Origin of the sequence: Streptomyces turgidiscabies Car8 (genome assembly GCF_000331005.1) — a bacterium.
In the GTDB taxonomy this organism is placed as follows: Bacteria; Actinomycetota; Actinomycetes; order Streptomycetales; family Streptomycetaceae; genus Streptomyces; species Streptomyces turgidiscabies.
The window spans coordinates 1-16,133 of record NZ_AEJB01000541.1; the positions used below are offsets into that span (position 1 = coordinate 1).

Below are 16,133 nucleotides of genomic sequence, written 5' to 3' on the forward strand. Positions count from 1 at the left end.
CCAGCAGCAACGCCAGTGCCCGGCCGCGCAGTTCGACGTACGCGTCCCGGGTGGACGAGATCGTCATCGCGACCATCCAGAAGGCGGAGGTGTGCTGGCCGAACTGGTTGTACATCTGGATGCCGAGCATCCCGGCCGCGAAGCAGGCGAAGTACACCGAACCGGTGCCCTGCATCGCGTTGAACACCGGCACGATGAGCCCGATCGCCAGCGAGGTCACCCACGCGGCCTTGGTCTTGGGGTCTCGCCACGCATAGCGCAGGCTCCGCTCCATGACGGTCCCGGTACGCCCGTCCGGCAGCCACCGCGCCGGCCCGCCGGACGTCCGCTCCCGCTTGCCGGACGGCTCGGCGGCCTGCAGGGTGGACCCGTCGGGCGAGGTCATCAGCCGGGTGAGGGTCCGCGACCAGACCCGCAGCAGCAGCACCAACGTCCCTGCGCTGAGCGCGAGTTGGGCCACGGCGACGCCGTACGAACCCTCGCTCGCCGAGTCCCGCCCTTTTGCGGACGGTTGTCGCGTGTTGCCGCTCGGTCGACTTGGCCGAGATCCCCACGTCCTCCGAATGGTGCCGGCTAGGCCTTCGGGCTGTGGTCGGTGAGGACGCGTTGCTCCGGTCGTTGCTCCGGCTCCCAGGCGTGCGCCCAGGTGGTGATGCCTTCGACGACGGCGCCGAGCGCACGGCCCTTGGGTGTGAGCCGGTAGGTGACCCGTGTGGGGGGGCCTTGGTCGACCTGCCGTTCGACGATTCCCTCGTGCTCGAGCTCGCGCAGTCGTTCGGTGAGCATCCGCGAGCTCACGCCGGGGATGGCGTGCTTGAGGTCGTTGAAGCGCTCGACGTCGTGGAGCAGGGCGCGGATCACCGCCCCCATCCAACGGCTGCCGATCAACTCGACAGCGTGCAGGTAGCGAGGGCAGAACGCGTGCGGTGCGATCGACTCCATGGGCGCTAGGTTACCCCACAGTCCTAAGTTACCTATGAGAACTAGGTTGACATTAGTAACCTGCATTCGTAGTGTTCCTGGCGTATCCCATCCCGCTTCGGAGGAACCTCATGTCGCACACTGATCTGCACACGCCTGAGAACAGCGCGATCGTGCTCATCGACCACAACCTCGGCACGTCGCTGTCGGTGCAGTCGATGGACCGCCAGGCGCTGGTCAACAACACCGTCGCCCTGGCCAAGCTCGCCAAGCGGATGGACGTGCCGCTCGTCGTGACCAACGGCCAGGACACCGACCCGTCGTCGACGTTGTTTCCCGAGCTGCTCAGCGTGCTCGGCGAGACCCCGGTCATCGCCCGCAACGGCACCTTCAACGCCTGGGACGACGCCGGTTTCGTGGCTGCGATCGAGCGCACCCAGCGCCGCAGGCTCGTCCTGGCCGGTCTCTGGACCGAGGTGTGCGTGATGTTCCCGGCGCTCTCGGCCCTCGATGCCGGCTACGAGGTCTCCGTCGTGGTCGACGCGTCGGCTGGTGAGAGCGTCCAGAGCCAGGACGCGGCGCTGCGGCGTCTGGTCCAGGCAGGCGCCGTGCCCACCACCTGGTTCTCCCTCGCGGCGGAGTTCGCGCGCAGCTGGGCCAACGTCGACAAGGCGGTCGCCCTCAGTGAGATCGCTGGTGAGCACCTGGCCACGTTCAGCCTCACGAGCCAGTACTTCCAGCACACCCTGACGGTGCCGTCGGCACTCACCACCGCCTGAGCGGGTGCGAGGGGTCACCGTCGCCATGCGCGCGTCGAGGCACCGCGCAAGCGTGACGGCGACCCGGCCCAGGCGGTGACACGGGCCCGCATCTGGTCGGCTGCCATGATCCAGCGGTACGAGGTGGACGGTGGTGCGCACGAGACTTGAGGGCCCTACGGAACAGGTGACGACCCACCCACCTGTGTGAGCGTGGTCCTGTGCCGACGCGTCTCTGCCGGACCGGCGGCGGGCTCGGCCGAGCTCGCAGGACAACGAGGCCGACGCGTTCCTCGGCATACGCACCGGCACTCTCCCGGGCCAAACTCTTCCCCATCCCCCCGAACCGGTCCTCCGCACCGCTCGCCGGCACACTCCGGCCGGTCGGCCTGGGCTGAGAGGACCAGAACACATGAACCTGTACCAACTGGCGGGCGGCAGCGCGGCCCTGCACCGGATGACCAGGACGTTCCTGGCCAAGGCGCAGACGGATCCCCTGCTGGCGGAGATGTTCGCCGGCAAGGACGACCACGCCGAACACATCGCCGGCTACTTCATCATGAACTTCGGCGGCCCAGACGACTATCTCCGCGATCGCGGCGACCTGCGCTTTCTGCTCAGGCAGCATGTCGGGCTGCACATCGCGGAGGTCCAGCGGGCGCGCTGGCTGGAGCTCATGACCGAGTCCGCCCATGAGACGGGCATGCCGGAGGCGTTCATCGCCGTCTTCGTCCAGTACCTCCAAGGGACGTCCCACACCACCGTGCAGGTCTCCAACCTGAGTCCCGACCAGGCCAGGGCAATGCTCGGAGGCTGACCGACCCACTCTGCCACCCAGATCCATTTCTGCTACCCGAAGGAAAACCTCATGGAATGGAAGATCGACCCCGCCCACTCGTCCGTGGACTTCTCCGTCCGCTACCTCGTGTCCACCATCCACGGCCGCTTCACCGGCCTGCACGGCCCGGTTCAGCTCACTGACGTCGCCGACGGCGAGACGCCCGAACTGATCTCCTTCGATGCCGTGTTCGACGCTGACAGCTTCCAGACCGGCGTGCAGGCGCGCGATCATCACATCAAGGGTGAGGAGTTCCTCGACACCGCCGCCCACCCCGAGGCCAAGGTGCGGCTGGTCTCCCTGGCCAAGGACGTGCCGCCGAAGTACCTGATGACCCTCGAACTCACCCTCCACGGCTTCACCCGCACCGTCGACCTGGTCGCCGACACGGCCGGACCGGTGACCGACGCCTTCGGTGTGCCGCGCGTCGGCGCCACCGCCACCGGACGCCTCAAACGCAGTGACTTCGGAGTCTCCGCCTTCCAGGGCTTCATATCCGACGACGTCGAGTTCACCGTCAACGTCCAGGCTGTCCCCGCCTCCGTGCCCGACGACCAACTGCCGCCCGCCAACTGACATACTGAGTAAGGAACTTCATCATGAGCATGCCCCACGCTCCCTCTCTCGAAGGCGAGGTCGTCGTCGTACCCGGCGGCACCGGCAACGTCGGCGAGGGCATCGTCCGCGCCTTCCTCAGGGCGGGCGCCACCGTCGTCGTCCCCAGCGGCCGCCTCGACCAGCTCGTAGAGCTGGTCGGCCCCGAACCGGCCGGCAAGCTGAGGACACTCGCGGCCGGCTCCGCCACGTTCGGCGAGGCCGACCAGCTCGCCACGAAGGTCCTGGCCGAGTTCGGGCACGTCGACCACGTCGTGGTTTCGGTCGGCGGCTGGTGGGCCGGCAAGGAGCTGTGGCAGACCAGCGCGGACGACTGGCAGAAGATCTTCGTCGACGTGGCCACGTCCCACATGGCCCTCGCCCGTTCCTTCGTTCCCCGCCTGTCGGAGGACGGCAGCTACACCACCATCGCCGGCTTCTCCGCGAAGAAGGCTTTCCCGTCCGCGGGCATCGTCAGCATGCAGGGTGCCGCGCAGCTGATGATGCGTGAGGTGCTCACCGCCGAACTGGGCGGTCGGCGCCGGGTCAACGACCGCCTTCTACACGGACGGTGTACGGCCGAGCGAGGCTGACATCGCCTTCCTCGTCGCTATGGCGGACCATGGCGCGATCGCAGTCAACGCCGCACAACTCCTGTCGGACGCCCAGCAGAAGGCGGCGCTCGAGGAACGCAACAGGATGGCTCGCGACCTGCATGACCTCGTGTCACAGTCACTGTTCTCGATGCGCCTGCGGACCAAGGCGCTGCAGATGGCGGCCGGGCGGGTTCCGGAGGCCGGCGAATCACTGCTTCCCGGGCTCCAGGCTCTTGAGTCGCTCATCGACCGCTCGGTCAGTGACATGCGGGCGCTCATCTCACATCTGCGGCCCGTCGACTTGCGGGGAAACGATGTCGGCGTCGCCATCAGGCGTTTCGCGCACGAGGTGTCCGAACGCGACGGTGTCCTGGTCGAGGTGCGATCTCCCGCGGTGCTTCCGGCCCTGACCAGCGACAGCGAGGAACAGATCTACCAGATCGCTCGCGAGGCGATCGGGAACAGCGTGAATCACGCGCGTGCCAGTCGGATCTCCGTCCGGATCAATCTGACCTGGACGGGAGCCGTACGAACCCTCACGGTCGTGATCGCCGACGATGGTGCCGGGTTCGACCCCGAGGTCGTCCGGCCCGGTCATGTCGGGCTCACCAGCATGCGCACCCGGGCGCGTGAGATCGGGGCAGAGCTGCGCGTGGAGAGTTCCTCCGACGGCACCGTCGTACAGCTCCAGTTGCCTCTCGCGTCCAGCACCGAAGGAAGCCCCACGTGACGACCACCGAGCCAGTCGCCCCTTCTGAGAGCGAGACCATCCGGATCCTCATCGTCGACGACCACGCCGTGGTGCGCGAGGGGCTGCGTGCCCTCCTGGAGATGTTCCCCGACATCGACATCGTGGGTGAGGCGGCGGACGGCCGGGCCGCGCTGGCGCGGCTGAGCGAGCTGCGGGTGGCCGACATCATCCCCGATGTCGCGATCGTCGACATGCACATGCCGCACATGGACGGCGCCGCAACCATCTCCAGGATCGTCGCCGACCACCCGGAGGTCTCGGTGCTGGTGCTCACCAGCTTCGACGACGATCAGCTCGTCAGGCGCGCACTGGCGGCCGGCTGCCAGGGCTATCTGCTCAAGGACGCCGCGCCCGACGAACTGGTTGCCGCTGTCCGAGGCGTGTACGCGGGGGAGATGCCCATCGATCCGGCCGTCACCCGGGTACTGACCCGGCCGCCGGACGCCGACCACCGGCGGATCGATGCCCTGACCCGCCGGGAGCGCGAGGTTCTGGGGCTGCTCACCCACGGGCTGTCCAACCGTGAGATCAGCTCGGTCCTCGTCATCAGCGAGCGGACCGCACGGACGCACGTGTGCAACATCCTCGCCAAGCTGGGCTTCCCCTCACGCACCCAGGCCGCGCTGTGGGCGACTGAGAGCGGACTGACGCCGGACCAGGACAAGCACCGCATCTGACCGGCCCCCGGCCTGAGGCATCCGCCGCTACGAACGCGACCGGCCCGGCGAACTCATCCGGTCGACGACCGCTCCCAGCTCGCCTACAGCAACGACGTATCGAGCGGGCCGCACCGACGAGGCATCCCCCCTTCCGTAAAAAATCTCACCCGGCAGCGGCCAGGGACGCCTCGGTCAGCGTTGCCGCGATGTCCGGTGGGGCGAGGGTTGGGTCGCTGTCATGTTGAGGAGGAGCATGGCGTCGTGGTCGGGGGTGCCGGGTTCGGCGGTGTAGACGCCGAGGCGTTGTCCAGGGGTGCCTTCGAGGTGCATGGCCTGGAAGCCGAGGGTGATGTCGCCGACGTGGGGGTGGTGGAAGCTCTTGGTGGCGTACTTGCGGCCCTTGACCTCGTAGCGTTCCCACAGTCCGGCGAAGTCGGGGCTCTTGACGACGAGTTCGCCGACCAGCGCGGCCAGGTCGGGGGCGTCGGGGTCGGCTCCGGCCAGGGCGCGCAGGCGGGCGACGCAGCCGCGGATCTGGTTGTCCCAGTCGGTGAAGACCGTGCGGGCGGCGGGGTGGAGGAACAGGTAGCGGGCGAGGTTGCGCTGTTTGACGGGCCAGTCCTCGATGCCCGCGTAGAGGGCCAGGCCGCCGGGATTCCAGGCCAGCAGATCCAGATTGCGGGAGACGACGTAGGCGGGGTTGGGCCGCATGGTCTCCAGGAGGAGTCTGATGTGCGGGCGGACCGTGCGGGGTGGGGCCGGGGGCGGCTCGGGGGCGTACCGGGCGGCGCGGGCGGCCAGCTCGCGCAGATGCTGGTGTTCCTCGTCGTCGAGGTGGAGGGCGCGGGCGAGGGCGTCGACGACTTCGGGGCTGGGGCGGGTTTCCTTGCCGCGTTCCAGGCGGGCGTAGTAGTCGATGCTGACGCCGGCGAGGGTGGCGAGTTCTTCGCGGCGCAGGCCCGGGGTGCGGCGGGTGCCGGGTCCGGGGGTGAGTCCGACGGATTCGGGGCTGGTCTGGGTGCGTCGGGCACGCAGGAAGTGCCCCAGTTCGGAGCCGGTGCTCTGCTCGGGTGCCATGTCCCGAGTGTCACACCCCGGCGACCTGCGCGGCAGTGCCCAGGGGGGACGTGTCACAGCCTGGCTGGCCACTCAGTGGCGTAGCCCGGCCTTCCTGCGGATCGCGATGCGGCGCATGGTGGATGACGCCCCCGATGTGACCCTCAAGAGCGTTCACGAGTCGCTGATGGCGGAGAAACCGGATGTCTGGGTACGCGTAGGGCCCGACCCGTGGTCGATCACCTCGACTCCTTCTCCTGAACCACCCCGCATGAGCACGAGCAGAGAGGAAAGCGCCCCGCGATGAAGCACATCAAGCTGCGTGATCTGGACGTCTCCCGTGTCGGACTGGGCGCGATGGGCATGTCCCACGGCCTGACCGGCGCCGGAAGCGATGACGCCGAATCGATTCGCGCCATCCACAAGGCCCTCGATCTCGGCGTCACTCTCATCGACACCGCCGAGATCTACGGTCCCTACATCAACGAAGAGCTCGTCGGCAGCGCCCTGAAAGGCCACCGGGAGCAGGCGGTGCTGGCGACGAAGTTCGGCATGATCGCCCATGACGGGGCGGGAGCCTGGAACCTGGACTCCAGCCCTGCCAACATCCGCGCCGCCGTCGAAGGCTCCCTCAAGCGGCTCGGCACCGACCACATCGACCTGTACTACCAGCACCGCGTCGACCCGAACGTGCCGATCGAGGAGACGGCCGGGGCGGTCAAGGAACTCATCGAGCAGGGCAAGGTACGGCACTTCGGGCTCTCCGAGGCAGGGCCTGACACCATCCGCCGCGCCCACGCCGTCCAGCCCGTCACCGCCGTGCAGTCCGAGTACTCGCTGTGGACCCGTGGCATCGAGGAGCGGATCCTGCCCGTCCTGCGCGAACTCGGCATCGGGCTGGTGCCCTTCGCACCGCTCGGCCACGGCTTCCTCACCGGCACCGTCCGCGACGAGAACGCCTTCGCGGACGGCGACTTCCGCAAGGGCAACCCGCGCTTCACCGGCGAGAACTTCCAGCGCAACCTGGCGCTGGCCGACGAGGTCCAGGCCATCGCCGCCGACGCCGGCGCCACCCCCGCCCAGGTGGCCATCGCCTGGCTGCTCGCGCAGGGCGACGACATCGCGCCCATCCCCGGCACCAAGCGCGTCACGCGTGTCGTGGAGAACACCGGCGCCGACCGGCTGACCCTGAGCAGCGGGCAGTTGAAGAAGCTCTCCAGCCTGCCGCCGGCACTGGGCGACACCCACACCGAAGCGGGCAAGGCGATGCTCGAACGCTGACAGCCCGCCCCGGGTACGGCCACCCCCCCTTCTTCCGCACCACCGGTAAGTCAGGAGCACCCGCCATGCGTGCAGCAGTGATGTACGGAGCCGGAGACGTCCGCATCGAGGACCGTCCCGACCCCAAGATCGTCAACCCCACCGACGCGATCGTGCGTACCGTCGCCTCCTGCGTGTGCGGCAGCGACCTGTGGCCCTACAAGTCCATGCCCGCCACCGACACCGGCCGCCCGATGGGACACGAATTCCTCGGCGTGGTCGAGGAGATCGGAGCCGACGTCACCCACGTCAGGGCCGGCGATCTCGTCGTCGCCCCGTTCACCTACTGCGACAACACCTGCGACTACTGCGCCAAGGGCCTGCAGTCGTCCTGCCGCCACGGTGGCCGGTACGGCTATGACGGCGTGGACGGCGGCCAGGGCGAAGCCGTCCGTGTGCCGCAGGCCGACGGCACCCTCGTCAAGCTCCCCGTCGAGCCGGACTCCGAGCTGCTGCCCTCCCTGCTGGCCCTCTCGGACGTGATGGGCACCGGCCACCACGGCGCCGTCACCGCCGGCGTCCGGCCCGGAGACTCCGTGCTGGTCATCGGGGACGGCGCGGTGGGTCTGTCCGCGGTCATCGCCGCCAAGCGGCTCGGCGCCGAGCAGATCGTCCTGATGGGCCGCCACACCGACCGCACCGACCTGGGCCGCGAGTTCGGCGCCACCGACGTCGTTGCCGAACGTGGCGAGGAAGGCATCGCCCGCGTCCGCGATCTGACCGGTGGTGACGGCGTCGACCGCATCGTGGAGGCCGTCGGCACCCGCCAGAGCCTGGAGGCCGCGTTCGGCACGATCACCGACGGCGGCACCATCAGCCGCCTCGGCGTTCCCCAGTACGAGGAAGGGCCCGTCGGCGCCAGCATGATCATGCGGAACATCACCCTGACCGGCGGGGTCTCCCCGGCGCGTGCCTACATCGAGGAACTGATGCCCGACGTCCTGTCCGGCGCCATCCGGCCCGGCCGCGTCTTCGACCGGACCATCACCCTCGATGAGGTGCCGCGGGCGTACCAGGACATGACCGACCGCCGTGTCCTCAAGGCCCTCATCCGCTTCTGACCCCGTCCGCGGCGCGGGCCGGCATGTCCTCCGGTCCGCGCCACCGTGCCGTCGAGCAGAGGAAACCGTGCACCGGAGCAGCCCCGAGACCGGCCAGGCCGCCGCAGGCACGCGGTTCGCCTTCGACGCGATCGGCACCCACTGGACCATCGACACCGCCCACCACCTCACCGCTGACCTGCGCCGCCACGTGCTCGCGCGGATCGACGCCTACGACCGCACCTGGTCCAGGTTCCGTCCCGACTCCCTGATCCACCGCATCGCCACCGCGCCCCACGGCGGCACCTACACCTTCCCCGACCACGCCGCGCCCTTGTTCGACCTCTACGACCGTCTCGGCGAACTCACCGACGGGGCAGTGGACCCGCTGGTGGGCCGCGACCTCGAACTCCTCGGCTACGACGCCGACTACACTCTCACCCCCGCCTCCGCACCCGAGCGGGCCGCCCACCAGCGGCGCACCTGGGCCCGCGACATCACCCGCCACGGCGCCATCACGCTCATCACCCGGGGGCCGGTCCTCATCGACACCGGCGCGGCGGGCAAAGGCCACCTCATCGACCTGATCGCCGCCCAGCTCACCCACGCCGGACACCGCGAGCACCTGATCGACGCGGGCGGGGACCTGCGCCACCACGGCCGCGGCAGCCTGCGCATCGGACTGGAACACCCCCACGACCCCACCCGCGTCCTCGGCATCGCCCGCATCGAGAACCAGGCGCTGGCGGCCTCCGCCACCAACCGGCGCGCCTGGGGTGACGGCCTGCACCACGTCCTCGACGCCCGTGCCGGCGCCCCCACCCGCGCGGTGCGCGCCACGTGGGTCGTCGCCGACGACGCGGCCACCGCCGACGGCCTGGCCACAGCCCTGTTCTTCACCACCCCCCAACACCTCGCCACCGTCTACAAGTTCACCGCGGTAAGCCTGCACTCCGACGGCCGCCTCACCCCGTCACCGGGCTTCGACGGCGAACTGTTCACCTGACCGACGCGTCCACCGACACCAGGAGGGGAACGTCATGCCCGCTCTCGCCCGCCCGATCACCGCCGCCCTCGGCTTCGCCCTGGCCTGCGTCCTGGCCGGCTGCACCGGCAGTCGGTCCGACGACGACACCCCAGCCGCCCCACCGGCCTCGACCGCGGCGACGACCATGAAGTACACCGACGGCGACTACCGGGCCACCGGCTGGTACGGAGGCCAGCCCTCCCGGATCACCGTCAACCTCACCCTCGACGACGACACCGTCACCCGCGTCCGCGTCACCACCCACGCGACCGATCCCACCTCCCTCGACTACCAGAAACGCTTCGCCGAAGCCGCTCCCGGCGTCGTCACCGGCAAGAAGATCGATGACATCGAACTCGACCGCGTCGCCGGATCCAGCACCACCCCCGACGGCTTCAACGACGCCCTCGACCGCATCAAGTCCGAAGCCCGCTCCTGACGGGGATCGGCATGGCGATGTCGTCAGCCGGCGCGGCCCAGGATCAGGTGCTCGTCGTCACGGGCGGAGGAGCAGCTTGCCGCGTGCGTGGCCGCCTGCGCTCAGGTCCTGCGCCTGGGCGGCGTCGGCGAGCGGAAGACTCCGGTCGATGCGGACGCGCAGTCGGCCGTCGGCGACGAGGCGGGCGTAGTCGGCGAGTGCCGGTCCGAACGGGCGGGGGGCGCCGGCGGAGAAGGTGACACCGAGTTCGGCGGCTCGCATGTCCGCGATGGTCACCATGCGGTCGGTGGTGCCACCGCGCAGTTCGACGGAGGCTTCCAGGGCGTCGTGCCCCGCGGTGTCGAACACGGCGTCGATGCCCTGGGGCGCGGCAGCGCGGACCCGGTCGACCAGCCCGTCTCCGTAGGCGACGGGGACGGCACCGAGGGAACGCAGGTATTCATGGTTGGCCTCGGACGCGGTGCCGATGACGGTGGCGCCGCGGGTCACGGCGAGCTGGACGCTGACGGACCCGACAACGCCGGCAGCCCCGTGGATGAGCAGCGTCTCGCCGTCCGTCACCTTGAGCAGGTCCAACACGCGGTCGGAGGTCTCGACGGCGCCGGGCAGTGCGGCCGCTGTCTCCCAGTCGAGGCCGGCCGGTTTCGGGGCGACGTCCGTGGCCAGGGCGTACTCGGCGTAGCTACCGGTCACGGTGAGGCCCAGTACCTCGTCGCCGATCGCGATGCCGGTGACACCCTCACCGACCTCGTCGACGATGCCGGCCGCCTCCATGCCCGGTATGGCGGGGAAGGCCACCGGGCGTATCTGTCGCAGCCAGCCGTTACGGATCTTGTGGTCGATGGCGTTGACGCCGACAGCCATGACCTTCAGCCGGACATGCCCCGGGCCGGCGTGCGGCTCCTCGACCTCCGCGAGCCGCAGTACCTCGGAACCGCCGTACTCCTCGAACACGACTGCCTGCATGTCTGTCACTTCCCGTCATACGTGTACGCCGCCCTGCGGGGCGGGGATCATGGCCAATGACTCCATCCTCAGCGAGGAGGGCTCCGCTCCAGCTGTCCTTTCGTACAGTTCTCACTGTCTGAAAGGACAGCGAGGGCGCAGCAGGAACCGGTTACGCTGGCGGTCATGGATCTGGTGACGGCCTTCGAGGTGATCCGGGCGCCGCTGAGCGAGGCCCTGCCGCGGTTGTCCGCCTCCCTGGCCGGGCCGATCCCGCACCGCGGGCTGGCGGACCTGTCGGCCAACTGTCCGTACGCGCCGTTCCAGGTCCACGGAGACTCCCCGGGCGGGGCCGGTTCCTCCATCACCACGGCCGAGGTGGCCGCGCTGCGGCCCCTGGTGCCGACCGGAGGAAGCTGGCAGGGACGGGCGAGGCTGGCGGGCACCGAAGCGTCGCTGCTGGTCCTGGCCAGCGGCATCATCGAGCCCGCGCCTTTGCTGGTCCTCGTCCGGGATGAGGACACACCCCTGTCGGAGGAGCGGCTGGCGGCCGCTCGGACCCTGTGGGATCTGCTGACCGCACACCGGGAAGGGCTGCGGGCCGAGCCGATCCCCGGGACGTTGGCCGTCTCACGTGCCGCGGCAGCCGCACGCGCCGTCGCCCTCTCCGAACTCGGCGACGCGCACACAGCCGCGCTGACTGCCCTGCTCGGCGTTCTGCGCGATCGTGACCTCGCGGACGCCGGCGCCAGGACCCGCGCGGTCGACCTCGCGGTCACCGCGCTGGCCGAAGTGCGTTCGCAGGTGGAGCTCGACCAGGCGCTGGTGGAGGAGCGGGCCCAGGACGCCTTCGAGCGGCTCGCCGACTCGCTGCGCCGGATCCTGCGCGGCCGTGACGTGCGGCTGGACCTCGGCACACCCGGCGCGGAGGAGGGTGCGGACCGGCTGCTGCCCGGCGACGTCGTCGGCACGGCGTTGGCTGCGGTACGGGCCACGGTGCACGCCTCACTGGAGGACCAGGGGCACGGGCCGGACGGCCCTCGGGTGAGCCGGATCCACGTCGGCTGGAAGGTGGACGCCGGTGACCTGCGGGCCACCGTACGGGACGACGGGCCCGGCACCCTGTCCCGGGGCTCCCTCGACGCCCGCCGGGTCGTCGAGCGGCTGACGCCCCTGGGCGGACGGTTCGAGGTCGACGCGGTTCCGGGCTGGGGCACGACGGTGACCATCCACATCCCGCTCACGCCGTCCGACACACCGCGCCACGACCCGCTGACCGGACTGGGCGCACGGGAACTCCAGGTGCTGCGCCAGCTCGCCCGCGGGCGACGGAACCGGGACATCGCCCACGAACTGCACATCAGCGAGTCGACGGTGAAGTTCCACGTCGCGAAGATCTTCGACAAGCTGGGCGTCGCCTCCCGCGGCGAGGCGGCCGCCCTCGCCCATGAATGGGGCGCGGCATGACCGACAGGTCCTGATCAGCGCGGTGGCGTTCTTCGCAGTCACCGTCCCGCGTCGCTGCAAGGTCGCCTTCAGGCCCCGGTGATACGGGCGTTGACCCGCCGCATCCAGTCCCCGTCGGTGTGCCACATGGGGTGGTGCGGGGCGGCGTTGGAGGTCAGGACGACGCCCTGGAAGCCTGCCGCGAGGCAGCGGTCGACGACGAACTCGGCGATGTCCTTGCCGACGGCGTCCTCCTCGAAGCGGGTCAGGAGCGGGGTGTAGCCCACGACTCCCTCACCGAGGACCGCGGGGATGCCACGCTTGCGGGCGAACTCGGCGACGGAGTCGACCCACCCGGCCAGCGTCTCCCGCATGGCCTGCCGGTGCGCCGGATAGTTCTCGTAGAGCCACAGGTCCCAGCGGTCGGGGTCCACCCAGTCGTGTGCGTAGAACAGTTCGCGCGGAATGCCTGTGGCGGCCAGGCGCCAGGGTTCGTCCGGCTGGTAGTCGGCGAAGGCGGGCGCGTCGGGGCGCAGCATGGCGGCCAGTTCGGGGGTGGGCCAGGTGGTCGTCTCAGGCGCCGCGTTGGTGCCGTGCCAGAGTCCCACCGCCTCGTACAGCGCGCCGAGCACGCCGTACACGTAGAAGTGGAAGTGGGCGATCTGTGCCTGCTCGGGCAGGTCGTCGAGTTCGCCCGGCCAGGGCTCGCCCAGTGAGTAGGTGACGGGGACCGCGGGGTGGCGCGCCTGCAGCAGCTTCACCGCGCGTTCGAGGGGGCCGCGCAGCCGGGCGTAGTGGCCGGGGGTGCCGTCGGCCGGTACCAGGGAGCAGTTGTCGACCTCGTTGTGGACTTCCACGTAGGCGACGTGGCCGGCGAGTCCGTGCTCGGTGAGGAAGTCGAGGAGCCCGGCGAGTGCTTCGGCCACCGCCTCGGCCCGTTCCGGACCGGGCACCTCGGCCAGAGCCCGGTGCCAGGTGTCGGTGTCCGCGAAGCTGGGGGACTGCTGGTACTCCCAGGAGGACACGATCACCTTGCAGTCGTGTCGGGCCGCCGCTTCGAACAGCTCGACGAGCCGGCGGCGGCCGTCCAGCGGGTAGCCGCCGCGGACGTCGTACCAGCGGGTGCGCTGCCCGAACTCCTCGCCCAGGCCACGGACCTGGATCGACTCCGGCTCCTGGACGCGTCCGGAGAACAGCAGGAAGGGCATGGCGCAGACGCGCACGGTGTTGAAGCCCCGGTCCACGGTCTCGGCGAAGGCGCGGTCGAGGTCGGCGAACGGCTCACCGGGGCCTGCCTGGGTGTACCAGCTGAAGTCCCACAGGGTGATGGCCATCGTTTGCTGCTGTGTGGTCATGGGGGCACGTTAGCTCAATTCATTATTTATGAATAATCCTTGACAGGGTTGGCGGGACTGCCCAGGCTCATGTGCCATGACCGAACTCACCCATGCGTCCCGGCGCACCGTCGTCACGGCACTGGGCGCCGCCGCCTTCGTCGCCCTGCCGGCCTGGCCCCAGACCGCGCGAGCGGCGGACGGCACGGCCGTGGCCGCCGCGAACGGCCCGGTGCTCGACACCCACCCGGCCACCGAGCCCTCCGGCACTCACGTGCGCGATGTCGGCGGCACCAACGTCGTCTTCCAGTACGGCACGGTGCTGCCCGCCTTCGACGGCTGGCGCACCCATGAGCCCACGCGCGACTACCTGTCCCTGGACAAGCGGTGGCGTTTCCGCTTCGACCCCGCCGACCAGGGACTCGCCGAGGCCTGGCAGTCCCCGAGCCTCGACGACCGGGCCTGGGGCCGCATCGACGTCCCGGCGGCCTGGGATCTGCTGAACACCCCCGGCTTCGGCTCGGAGAGCACACCCTTCGCCAAGGGCACGGCTTTCAACGACGGCTACGCCTGGTACCGCACCACCGTCGACGTACCCGCGTCCTGGCGTGCCCGGCACGTGCGCATCGCCTTCCTGGCCGCCGGATACAGCGCCGAGGTCTGGCTCGACGGCACGCACCTCGGCAAGCACGAAGGCGCCAACTCACCCTTCGCCCTGCCGGTGGCCGGGGCACTGCGGCCCGGAACGCGCCAGACGATCGCCGTACGGGTCTTCCGCCGGGCGAGCTACACCGACTACACGGCCTCGGCCCCCCAGCCGGTCACTGACGACCACGAGTTGCCGTACAAGCCCGTCGACTACTGGCCCTATGCGGGGCTGACCCGGTCGGCCTGGATCGAGGCGGTCCCGCAGGTCACCATCGCCAAACTGCTCGTCGCCGGTGCGAACGGGAGACTCGATGCACACGCGGTCGTCGAGAACCATGGCGCCTCCGACTTCGACGGCCGCCTCACGCTGGACCCGGGCCGGGGGAGCGGCGGCCGGTCCGTCGTGGTCACGGCCCGGATCGCGGCCCGGTCGGCGGGCGTCGTACGTGTCTCGGTCCCGATCCCGCACGCCCCACGCTGGAGTCCGGCCTCGCCTCGCACGCTCACCGCCCGCGCCACCCTGACCGCCGGCCGGCACTCGGGCCCGCGGGTGGACACGCTCTCCACCAAATACGGCGTACGTGAACTGACCATCAGCGACGCGCGGTTGCGGCTGAACGACAAGCCGCTGTTCCTCAAGGGACTCAACTGGCACGAGGAGACCGCCGCGCACGGCAGGGCGATGACACCGGCCGAGTACGACCGCGAACTGGGCCACATCACCAAGCTCGGCGGCAACTTCATCCGCAACTGCGTCTACAACCGCCACCCGTACGTCTACGACTGGGCGGACGAACACGGGGTGACGGTGATGGACGACATCGACACCATGTGGCTCAACACCGCACAGGAGAAGCTCCAGACCGAACGCTACGGACTCGCCCGCGCTCTGGCCCTGACCATGGCCTGGAACCAGCACAACCACCCCTCGGTGATCCTCTGGGGACTCCAGAACGAGTCGGAGATCGACGCCGCGGGCGCCCCGGTCTACCGGGCCTGGCTCGCCGATCTCAAGGCGGCCGTGAAGGCCGTCGACCTCACCCGCCGCCCGGTCACCTGGGCGTCCAACACCAGCAACGACCCCGCTTTCGACCTCGCGGACGTGATCGGGTTCAACGAGTACTTCGGCTACTTCTACGGCAAGGACGCCGACCTCGGCGCCACGCTGGACGCCGTGCACGCGAAGTACCCCGACAAGCCGATCCTGATCACCGAGAACGGCACCTGGTCCGTGGCGGGCACCCACGGCCCCGACACCACTCAGGGCACGGAGGAGTGGCAGGCGGCGAGCTTCACCGCCCACTGGGACCAGGTGACCGCGCGCAGCGCGTTCGTCGCCGGCTTCACCTACTGGGTCCTCAAGGACTACAAGGAGCGGGCCGGATACAACCAGGACTACAACGGCATCTCCGTCATGGGTCTGCTGACCTTCGCGGAGGAACGTCCCAAGCTCGTCTACGACGTGTTCCGGAAGGCGGTCATCCCCGGGGGCAGGTGACGCCGAAGAGGGCGCGGGCCCATGGAGGACGCTCTCGCCCGGGTCGACGCCGGGGAGGACGACCCCGCCTGTCTCGTCTGCGGCGGGATCCTGAAGTCGGCGACCGTCATGTTCGGCCAGCGCCTCGATCCGGTCGTCCTCGGTGACGCCCTGGCCATCACCAAGGCCTGCCAGGTGTTCATCGCCGTCGGGACCAGCCTCCAGGTCCAGCCCGCCGCCGGGCTCGCCGGTGTCGCCGCGGATCACGGCGCCCGGCTCGTCAT

16 protein-coding genes and 2 pseudogenes are annotated in these 16,133 nt (G+C 69.9%); 13 read left to right on the forward strand and 5 right to left on the reverse strand.

Going from position 1 to position 16,133, the window contains the following annotated elements; translation table 11 throughout:
- Together STRTUCAR8_RS39210 and STRTUCAR8_RS39215 are read right to left on the reverse strand one after the other, a co-directional pair.
- Positions 1 to 493: pseudogene (locus tag STRTUCAR8_RS39210) on the reverse strand (transporter); the annotation flags it as partial.
- An 80-nt stretch (positions 494 to 573) separates the two neighbouring features.
- Positions 574 to 942: a winged helix-turn-helix transcriptional regulator gene (locus tag STRTUCAR8_RS39215; RefSeq protein ID WP_006381921.1), complete on the reverse strand. Its 369-nt coding sequence runs from the start codon at positions 940 to 942 to the stop codon at positions 574 to 576.
- A 110-nt stretch (positions 943 to 1,052) separates the two neighbouring features.
- Here STRTUCAR8_RS39215 and STRTUCAR8_RS39220 point away from each other — a divergent pair, with 110 nt between their 5' ends.
- The 6 genes from STRTUCAR8_RS39220 (at position 1,053) to STRTUCAR8_RS39245 (ending at position 5,135) form a co-directional block, all read left to right on the forward strand.
- The gene (locus STRTUCAR8_RS39220; protein ID WP_006381923.1) at positions 1,053 to 1,700 is read left to right on the forward strand and encodes an isochorismatase family protein; all 648 of its coding nucleotides are present in this window, start codon (positions 1,053 to 1,055) and stop codon (positions 1,698 to 1,700) included.
- Between the two features lie 391 nt (positions 1,701 to 2,091).
- On the forward strand, positions 2,092 to 2,496 hold the full coding sequence (locus tag STRTUCAR8_RS39225) for a globin domain-containing protein (RefSeq protein ID WP_006381931.1): 405 nt from the start codon (positions 2,092 to 2,094) through the stop codon (positions 2,494 to 2,496).
- A gap of 51 nt (positions 2,497 to 2,547) precedes the next feature.
- Positions 2,548 to 3,093, forward strand: a complete 546-nt coding sequence (locus STRTUCAR8_RS39230; protein WP_006381935.1) for a YceI family protein — start codon at positions 2,548 to 2,550, stop codon at positions 3,091 to 3,093.
- A 23-nt stretch (positions 3,094 to 3,116) separates the two neighbouring features.
- Complete coding sequence (locus tag STRTUCAR8_RS39235) at positions 3,117 to 3,704, forward strand: SDR family NAD(P)-dependent oxidoreductase (RefSeq protein WP_006381926.1); 588 nt, start codon at positions 3,117 to 3,119, stop codon at positions 3,702 to 3,704.
- A gap of 19 nt (positions 3,705 to 3,723) precedes the next feature.
- On the forward strand, positions 3,724 to 4,437 hold the full coding sequence (locus STRTUCAR8_RS39240) for a sensor histidine kinase (RefSeq protein WP_048818885.1): 714 nt from the start codon (positions 3,724 to 3,726) through the stop codon (positions 4,435 to 4,437).
- A complete protein-coding gene (locus STRTUCAR8_RS39245) occupies positions 4,434 to 5,135 on the forward strand; it encodes a response regulator (RefSeq protein ID WP_006381927.1) in 702 nt (233 codons plus the stop codon). The genes STRTUCAR8_RS39240 and STRTUCAR8_RS39245 overlap by 4 nt, the downstream gene beginning before the upstream one ends.
- A gap of 174 nt (positions 5,136 to 5,309) precedes the next feature.
- Here the strand turns inward: STRTUCAR8_RS39245 and STRTUCAR8_RS39250 are convergent, their stop codons facing one another.
- Complete coding sequence (locus tag STRTUCAR8_RS39250) at positions 5,310 to 6,194, reverse strand: helix-turn-helix transcriptional regulator (RefSeq protein ID WP_006381937.1); 885 nt, start codon at positions 6,192 to 6,194, stop codon at positions 5,310 to 5,312.
- Positions 6,195 to 6,476: 282 nt separating this feature from the next.
- On the opposite strand from STRTUCAR8_RS39250, the gene STRTUCAR8_RS39255 reads away from it, so the two are divergent.
- From STRTUCAR8_RS39255 to STRTUCAR8_RS39270, 4 genes are all read left to right on the forward strand, one after another.
- Entirely contained in the window at positions 6,477 to 7,454 is a 978-nt protein-coding gene (locus tag STRTUCAR8_RS39255; RefSeq protein ID WP_006381924.1) for an aldo/keto reductase, read from the forward strand.
- A 65-nt stretch (positions 7,455 to 7,519) separates the two neighbouring features.
- The gene (locus tag STRTUCAR8_RS39260) at positions 7,520 to 8,554 is read left to right on the forward strand and encodes a zinc-dependent alcohol dehydrogenase family protein (protein ID WP_006381934.1); all 1,035 of its coding nucleotides are present in this window, start codon (positions 7,520 to 7,522) and stop codon (positions 8,552 to 8,554) included.
- 67 nt (positions 8,555 to 8,621) lie between these two features.
- The gene (locus tag STRTUCAR8_RS39265) at positions 8,622 to 9,539 is read left to right on the forward strand and encodes an FAD:protein FMN transferase (protein WP_006381930.1); all 918 of its coding nucleotides are present in this window, start codon (positions 8,622 to 8,624) and stop codon (positions 9,537 to 9,539) included.
- Between the two features lie 34 nt (positions 9,540 to 9,573).
- Complete coding sequence (locus STRTUCAR8_RS39270) at positions 9,574 to 9,999, forward strand: FMN-binding protein (protein ID WP_006381932.1); 426 nt, start codon at positions 9,574 to 9,576, stop codon at positions 9,997 to 9,999.
- A 57-nt stretch (positions 10,000 to 10,056) separates the two neighbouring features.
- Here the strand turns inward: STRTUCAR8_RS39270 and STRTUCAR8_RS39275 are convergent, their stop codons facing one another.
- Positions 10,057 to 10,965, reverse strand: coding sequence for an NADP-dependent oxidoreductase (locus STRTUCAR8_RS39275; protein WP_006381928.1), 909 nt, complete (start codon positions 10,963 to 10,965; stop codon positions 10,057 to 10,059).
- A 165-nt stretch (positions 10,966 to 11,130) separates the two neighbouring features.
- Between STRTUCAR8_RS39275 and STRTUCAR8_RS55275 the strand changes: the two genes are divergently transcribed.
- A complete protein-coding gene (locus STRTUCAR8_RS55275) occupies positions 11,131 to 12,411 on the forward strand; it encodes a helix-turn-helix transcriptional regulator (protein WP_006381936.1) in 1,281 nt (426 codons plus the stop codon).
- A gap of 68 nt (positions 12,412 to 12,479) precedes the next feature.
- Here STRTUCAR8_RS55275 and STRTUCAR8_RS39285 read toward each other — a convergent pair whose 3' ends face one another.
- Positions 12,480 to 13,745 (reverse strand): cellulase-like family protein, encoded by a 1,266-nt coding sequence (locus STRTUCAR8_RS39285; protein WP_006381925.1) that lies wholly within the window; start codon positions 13,743 to 13,745, stop codon positions 12,480 to 12,482.
- A gap of 76 nt (positions 13,746 to 13,821) precedes the next feature.
- Here STRTUCAR8_RS39285 and STRTUCAR8_RS39290 point away from each other — a divergent pair, with 76 nt between their 5' ends.
- Both STRTUCAR8_RS39290 and STRTUCAR8_RS39295 read left to right on the forward strand, forming a co-directional pair.
- The gene (locus STRTUCAR8_RS39290; RefSeq protein WP_006381922.1) at positions 13,822 to 15,870 is read left to right on the forward strand and encodes a glycoside hydrolase family 2 protein; all 2,049 of its coding nucleotides are present in this window, start codon (positions 13,822 to 13,824) and stop codon (positions 15,868 to 15,870) included.
- A gap of 12 nt (positions 15,871 to 15,882) precedes the next feature.
- Positions 15,883 to 16,133: pseudogene (locus tag STRTUCAR8_RS39295) on the forward strand (Sir2 family NAD-dependent protein deacetylase); the annotation flags it as partial.

What these genes read in the sequence shown, in the direction of transcription:
- STRTUCAR8_RS39290 (WP_006381922.1), top strand. Translation starts at nt 13,822, where the DNA reads ATGACCGAACTCACCCATGCGTCCCGGCGCACCGTCGTCACGGCACTG.
- STRTUCAR8_RS39275 (WP_006381928.1), bottom strand. Translation starts at nt 10,965, where the DNA reads ATGCAGGCAGTCGTGTTCGAGGAGTACGGCGGTTCCGAGGTACTGCGG.
- STRTUCAR8_RS39255 (WP_006381924.1), top strand. Translation starts at nt 6,477, where the DNA reads ATGAAGCACATCAAGCTGCGTGATCTGGACGTCTCCCGTGTCGGACTG.
- STRTUCAR8_RS39225 (WP_006381931.1), top strand. Translation starts at nt 2,092, where the DNA reads ATGAACCTGTACCAACTGGCGGGCGGCAGCGCGGCCCTGCACCGGATG.
- STRTUCAR8_RS39260 (WP_006381934.1), top strand. Translation starts at nt 7,520, where the DNA reads ATGCGTGCAGCAGTGATGTACGGAGCCGGAGACGTCCGCATCGAGGAC.
- STRTUCAR8_RS39285 (WP_006381925.1), bottom strand. Translation starts at nt 13,745, where the DNA reads ATGACCACACAGCAGCAAACGATGGCCATCACCCTGTGGGACTTCAGC.
- STRTUCAR8_RS39270 (WP_006381932.1), top strand. Translation starts at nt 9,574, where the DNA reads ATGCCCGCTCTCGCCCGCCCGATCACCGCCGCCCTCGGCTTCGCCCTG.
- STRTUCAR8_RS39240 (WP_048818885.1), top strand. Translation starts at nt 3,724, where the DNA reads ATGGCGGACCATGGCGCGATCGCAGTCAACGCCGCACAACTCCTGTCG.
- STRTUCAR8_RS39230 (WP_006381935.1), top strand. Translation starts at nt 2,548, where the DNA reads ATGGAATGGAAGATCGACCCCGCCCACTCGTCCGTGGACTTCTCCGTC.
- STRTUCAR8_RS39250 (WP_006381937.1), bottom strand. Translation starts at nt 6,194, where the DNA reads ATGGCACCCGAGCAGAGCACCGGCTCCGAACTGGGGCACTTCCTGCGT.
- STRTUCAR8_RS39215 (WP_006381921.1), bottom strand. Translation starts at nt 942, where the DNA reads ATGGAGTCGATCGCACCGCACGCGTTCTGCCCTCGCTACCTGCACGCT.
- STRTUCAR8_RS39220 (WP_006381923.1), top strand. Translation starts at nt 1,053, where the DNA reads ATGTCGCACACTGATCTGCACACGCCTGAGAACAGCGCGATCGTGCTC.
- STRTUCAR8_RS55275 (WP_006381936.1), top strand. Translation starts at nt 11,131, where the DNA reads ATGGATCTGGTGACGGCCTTCGAGGTGATCCGGGCGCCGCTGAGCGAG.
- STRTUCAR8_RS39235 (WP_006381926.1), top strand. Translation starts at nt 3,117, where the DNA reads ATGAGCATGCCCCACGCTCCCTCTCTCGAAGGCGAGGTCGTCGTCGTA.